Here is a 5,488-nt window from a genome sequence, read left to right on the forward strand (position 1 = left end):
GTTGCCGCACGAGCGGCACCTGGACTTCGCGTTCATCGACGCGGACAAGACCGGTTACCCGATCTACTGGGCGGAGCTGGTGCCCCGGATGCGCCCGGGTGGGGTGATCGCCGTCGACAACGTGCTGCGTGGTGGGCGGGTCATCGCCCCGCAGGACGAAGGTGACCGGGCCATCGCCGCGTTCAACGACGAGGTCCTCGCCGACGTACGGGTGGACCCGGTGATGCTGCCGATCGCGGACGGCCTGACCCTCGCCCGGGTCCGCTGACCGCCGACCCCCGCCGAACGCCGGCCACCCGCCGACAACCACCAAACGCCGGCCGCCGGCAACGCCGGGCGCCGGGTGCCGGCCGCCGAACACGGAAAACGGGGTGTCCCCCAGCAGGGGACACCCCGTTTTTCAGGAACTCGCGCGCAGGGGACGGTCAGCGGACGCTGCGGGCGAACTGGCGGGCGGCCCAGTAGACGCCCAGTGCGGCGAGCACCGCGGTGATGCTGAGGCCCTGCCAGACCTTGTCGCTGCCCAGGTCACCGGCGAACAGCGAACGGGTGCCGTCGACCGCCCAGGAGAACGGGTTCCAGTTGGCGATGCCCTGCAACCAGCCGGGTGCGAAGGTCAGCGGCAGCAGGATGCCGGAGAGCAGGAGCACCGGCTGCGCCACGGTGTTCATCAGTGGGGCCAGCGCGTCCTCGCTCTTGACCTTGAGGGCGACACCGTAGGAGACGGCCGAGGTCATGAGGGCGATCAGAGCGAGCATCAGGTACGCCAGCAGCAGGTCACCGATGAACACCCGCAGGTCGAACAGGAGCGCCAGCAGGGTGATGATGACCGCCTGCACGATGAGCGAGACGACGTCGCGCAGCGAGCGGCCGAGCAGCAGGGGGAGCCGGCTGATCGGGGTGACGCGGGAGCGTTCGATGACGCCGGCTCGCAGCTCGGCGATCAGGCCGAAGCCCTGGAACAGGCCACCGAAGATGGCCAGCAGCACCAGCAGGCCCGGTACGAAGATCTTGTAGGCCTCGGCCTGGGTGGGGGCGTTCAGTGCGGGTTTGAGCAGCGGGGCGAAGAGCAGCAGGTACATGACCGGCTGGAAGACGCCGACGAAGACCCAGACCGGGTTGCGCAGCAGGAGTTGGGTCTGGCGCTGGAAGATCAGCCAGGTGTCACGGGCGAATTTCATGAGAGTCGTCTCCGGGGTCAGGACTCGCGCAGCGAGCGGCCGGTCTTGGTGAGGAAGACGTCGTCCAGGCTGGGTCGGTGCAGCTCGATCGAGCGCAGCTCCAGCCCGGCGTGGTCGAGTCGGCGCAGCACCTGCGGAATGGCGGTGGCGCCCTCGTCGACATAGAGGCGCAGGCCGCCCTCGTCGGCGGTTTCCAGCTTGTTGACGTACGGTTCGCCGTCGAGTGCCTGGGCGGCCTGCGGGGTGGCGGCCAGGTCGAGACCGACCAGCACCACGTCTCCGGAGATCTCCCGCTTGAGCTCGGCCGGGGTGCCCTCGGCCACCACCTCGCCGTTGTCCATGATCGCGATCCGATCGCAGAGCGCGTCGGCCTCGTCCAGGTAGTGCGTGGTGATGAAGACGGTCATGCCGTCGCTGCGGAGCCGCCGGATCTCGTCCCACATGTGGGCGCGGCTCTGCGGGTCGAGGCCGGTGGTCGGCTCGTCCAGGAAGACGATCTTCGGCTCGTGGATGATGCCGAGGGCGATCTCGACCCGGCGTCGCTGGCCGCCGGAGTAGGTCTTGCACTTGCGGTCGGCGTACTCGGTGAGCTGGAAGGCGTCCAGGGCGCGGGCGGCGCGGCGTTGCGCGTCGGCCTTGCTGATGCCGTACATCCGGGCGTGCAGCACCAGTTCCTCACGGGCGGTGGACTCGTCCCAGGTGCTGCCGCCCTGCGGGACGTACCCGATGCGGCGGCGCACCTCGGCCGGGTCCTTGCGCAGGTCGGCGCCCGCGATGGTGGCCTCGCCGCCATCCGGCTCGATCAGCGTGGCGAGCATCCGCAGCGTGGTGGTCTTGCCGGCGCCGTTCGGGCCGAGGAAGCCAAAGATCTCGCCCTTGGCGACGTCAAGGTCGACGCCCCGCACGGCGTCCACCGTCTTCGTCTCTCGACCCGCGCGGGAGCGGAACGACTTCCGCAGCCCCCTGGTCTCGATCATTTCTGCTCCTGGTCGTTCAGGCCGGTAGCGCCGGCCGTCGAGTGGGACGACGCCGGACGGCGCACTCCCCCGCTGTGCCGCCAGCAGGCTAACGCGATATAACTTTTCTAGTCAACGTTGATTATTCCGTGTCGGTGCCGGACGGCACCTCGCCGTCCTTCCACCCCGACCAACCCTGCGCTTCATCCAGCTCAGCAGGCAGGTACGACACTCCGGAATCGATCCGCTCCGCGATCCGCTCGCACCAGCTCATCTCCGCCTCGGCCCGCGCCGACCACAGCTCGAACATCCAGCCCACGTGCGCCGGCTTGCGGTTGCGCACCCAGTCCGACTCGAGCGAGGCACGCATCGACTCGATGCCGGCGCGCAGCAGGTTGGCCCGGTTACGCAGGGCCGCGGCCGCCTCGGCGCGCGGCATGGCCGGCAGGAAGGAGAAGGCCGCCACGAACGGGTCGGCGGGCTCGCTGATGTTCCACCACAGATTGCGCAGCAACGTCTCGAACTCGTCCTCCCCCTTGGGGGTCACCTCGTACGTGGTGCGCGCCGGGCGGGCGCCGACCTGCTCGGTCGCGACGGCGCGGAGCAGCCCCTCCTCGGTGAGCTTGCGCAGAGCGTGATAGATCGATCCGGGTTGCACGTTCGCCCACTTGTCGGCGCTCCAGCTCAGCAGCTCGCGGCGCACGTCGTAGCCGTGCACGGGCTGCATCCACCGCACCAGACCGAGAATCATCATCCGAGTCGAAGACACCCGATAAGCGTAATAGCCAAGTTTGACTAAACCGTGGCGGGCGCAGTGCGGCATCCCACACTGAGCGATCGTTAGGGCCGCCGTGGGCGGCCGATACACTCCCCGTCAGTAACCTGCCCGGGAGGAGCCACGAAGGTGCGCAAGGTACTCATCGCCAACCGCGGCGAGATCGCCGTCCGGGTGATCCGCGCGTGCCGCGACGCCGGCCTGGGCAGCGTCGCCGTCTACGCGGACTCCGACCGCGACGCCCTGCACGCCACCCTCGCGGACGAGGCGTACGCGCTCGGCGGGGACAGCGCGACCGAGACGTACCTGCGCATCGACAAGCTGCTCGACGTCGCCGCTCGGGCCGGTGCCGACGCCGTACACCCGGGTTATGGCTTCCTCAGTGAGAACGCCGACTTCGCCCAGGCCGTCATCGACGCCGGGCTGACCTGGGTCGGCCCCACCCCGCAGGCCATCCGCGACCTCGGTGACAAGGTCACCGCCCGGCACATCGCCCAGCGGGCCGGCGCGCCGCTGGTCCCGGGCACCCCGGACCCGGTGGGCAGCCCGGACGAGGTGATGGCGTTCGCCGTCGACCACGGCCTGCCGGTCGCCATCAAGGCCGCCTTCGGTGGCGGTGGGCGCGGCCTCAAGGTGGCCCGCACCATGGAGGAGATCCCGCAGCTCTTCGAGTCGGCCACCCGGGAGGCGGTCGCCGCGTTCGGTCGGGGCGAGTGCTTCGTCGAGCGGTATCTCGACCAGCCCCGGCACGTCGAGGCGCAGGTCCTCGCCGACCAGCACGGCAACGTGATCGTGGTGGGCACCCGGGACTGCTCGTTGCAACGACGCCACCAGAAGCTCGTGGAGGAGGCGCCCGCGCCGTTCCTCACCGACGCCCAGCGCGCCCAGATCCACGACAGCGCCAAGGCGATCTGCCGCGAAGCCGGCTACCACGGCGCCGGCACCGTGGAATACCTGGTCGGCGTCGACGGCACCATCTCCTTCCTGGAGGTCAACACCCGCCTTCAGGTCGAGCACCCGGTCACCGAGGAGACCGCCGGCATCGACCTGGTCCGGGAGCAGTTCCGGATCGCCGACGGCGAGAAGCTGCGGATCACCGAGGACCCGACCCCGCGCGGGCACGCGATCGAGTTCCGGATCAACGGCGAGGACCCGGGCCGCAACTTCCTGCCCGCCCCGGGCACTGTCACCGCGCTGCGCCTGCCCAGCGGGCCGGGGGTTCGGGTCGACACCGGCATCTCGGCCGGCGACGTGATCGGCGGCAACTTCGACTCACTGCTCGCCAAGGTGATCATCACGGGTGAGACGCGGACCGAGGCGTTGGAGCGCGCCCGCCGCGCGCTGGACGAGATGGTCCTCGACGGCATGGCCACCGCGCTGCCGTTCCACCGGCTCGTGGTGCGGGACGAGGCGTTCACCGCCGAGCCGTTCACAGTGCACACCCGGTGGATCGAGACGGAGTTCCACAACACCGTGCCGCCGTTCACCGCCGCCGCCGGCACCGCCGACGCGCCGGCCGAACGCGACACCGTCGTGGTCGAGGTGGGCGGCAAGCGCCTCGAGGTCAGCCTCCCCGCCGGCTTCGGCGGGAGTACGACCACAGCGGTACCCGCCTCCCGCAAGCCGACCCGGCGCGGCGGCGGTGCCAAGGCCGGCGCTCCGGTCGGCGGCGACACGCTCACCTCGCCGATGCAGGGCACCATCGTCAAGATCGCGGTGGCGGACGGCGACACCGTGGCCGAGGGTGACCTGGTCGTGGTGTTGGAGGCGATGAAGATGGAGCAGCCGCTGCACGCGCACAAGGCGGGCACGGTCAGCGGTCTCAGCGCCGAGGTCGGTGCCGTGATCACCGCTGGCGCCCCCATCTGCACCATCGCCTGAGCCGCCGCTCGGCGCCAGTCAGCGCAGGGTTTCGGTGGCGACCGCGCGGACGGCGGCGGTCAGCGCGGTCAGCACGTCCGACTCCAGCCGCCAGTGCTGCCAGTACAGCGGGACGTCGAGGTGTCGGCCCGGCGCGAGGTCGACCCAGCGGCCGGCGTCCAGGTCGGCCTGGGCGATCTGTTCGGGCACCAGGCTCCAGCCCAACCCGAGCCGGATCGTCTCGCTGAACGCCGGCACCGACGGCACATAGTGCACCGGCGGGTCGAGCGGCCGACCGGCCACCGCCCGGATGAAGCGGTGCTGCACCCGGTCCTTCCGATCGAAGACGACAAGTGGCGCGCTCGCCAGCGTGACGGCGGTGAATCCGCCGGCGAAGTGGGATGCCGCGAACTCCGGGGTGGCCAGCGCGCGGTAGCGCATGGCGCCGAGTCGCAGCACCCGGCAGCCCTGCACGGCCTCCCGCTGGGCGGTGACCGCCGCCGTCACCGAGCCGTCGCGGAGCAGTTCGGCGGTGTGGTCCTGGTCGTCCTGCCGCAGGTCGAACGAGAGCCCGGCCCGCTGCGGCAACCGGGCCAGCGCGGCGGGGAACCAGGTGGCCAGGGAGTCCGCGTTGACCACCACGGCGACCCGGATCCGGCCACCGCCGGCCAGCGGGCCGCGGGCGTCGGCCAGCGCCTCCCGTTCGAGCAGCAGCA

At 70.8% G+C, this 5,488-nt stretch carries 6 protein-coding genes; 2 read left to right on the top strand and 4 right to left on the bottom strand.

Annotated elements, in window-relative coordinates; genetic code table 11:
- Window positions 1–268 (top strand): O-methyltransferase (locus KBX53_RS20760; protein ID WP_369010007.1); only part of this gene is annotated, 268 nt, incomplete at its 5' end.
- A 157-nt stretch (window positions 269–425) separates the two neighbouring features.
- On the opposite strand, the gene KBX53_RS20765 is transcribed toward KBX53_RS20760, so the two are convergent.
- The 3 genes from KBX53_RS20765 to KBX53_RS20775 form a co-directional block, all read right to left on the bottom strand.
- The gene (locus KBX53_RS20765; RefSeq protein ID WP_210861122.1) at window positions 426–1,181 is read right to left on the bottom strand and encodes an ABC transporter permease; all 756 of its coding nucleotides are present in this window, start codon (window positions 1,179–1,181) and stop codon (window positions 426–428) included.
- Between the two features lie 17 nt (window positions 1,182–1,198).
- Window positions 1,199–2,158, bottom strand: coding sequence for a daunorubicin resistance protein DrrA family ABC transporter ATP-binding protein (locus KBX53_RS20770; protein WP_030328919.1), 960 nt, complete (start codon window positions 2,156–2,158; stop codon window positions 1,199–1,201).
- Between the two features lie 121 nt (window positions 2,159–2,279).
- Complete coding sequence (locus tag KBX53_RS20775; RefSeq protein ID WP_030328921.1) at window positions 2,280–2,891, bottom strand: PadR family transcriptional regulator; 612 nt, start codon at window positions 2,889–2,891, stop codon at window positions 2,280–2,282.
- Between the two features lie 150 nt (window positions 2,892–3,041).
- Between KBX53_RS20775 and KBX53_RS20780 the strand changes: the two genes are divergently transcribed.
- On the top strand, window positions 3,042–4,793 hold the full coding sequence (locus KBX53_RS20780; protein ID WP_210861125.1) for a biotin carboxylase N-terminal domain-containing protein: 1,752 nt from the start codon (window positions 3,042–3,044) through the stop codon (window positions 4,791–4,793).
- A gap of 18 nt (window positions 4,794–4,811) precedes the next feature.
- Here the strand turns inward: KBX53_RS20780 and KBX53_RS20785 are convergent.
- Window positions 4,812–5,488 (bottom strand): ArgP/LysG family DNA-binding transcriptional regulator (locus KBX53_RS20785; RefSeq protein WP_210861127.1); only part of this gene is annotated, 677 nt, incomplete at its 5' end.

The sequence above is a fragment of the Micromonospora sp. M51 genome, from assembly GCF_018070305.1.
GTDB classification, from domain to species: Bacteria; Actinomycetota; Actinomycetes; order Mycobacteriales; family Micromonosporaceae; genus Micromonospora; species Micromonospora parva.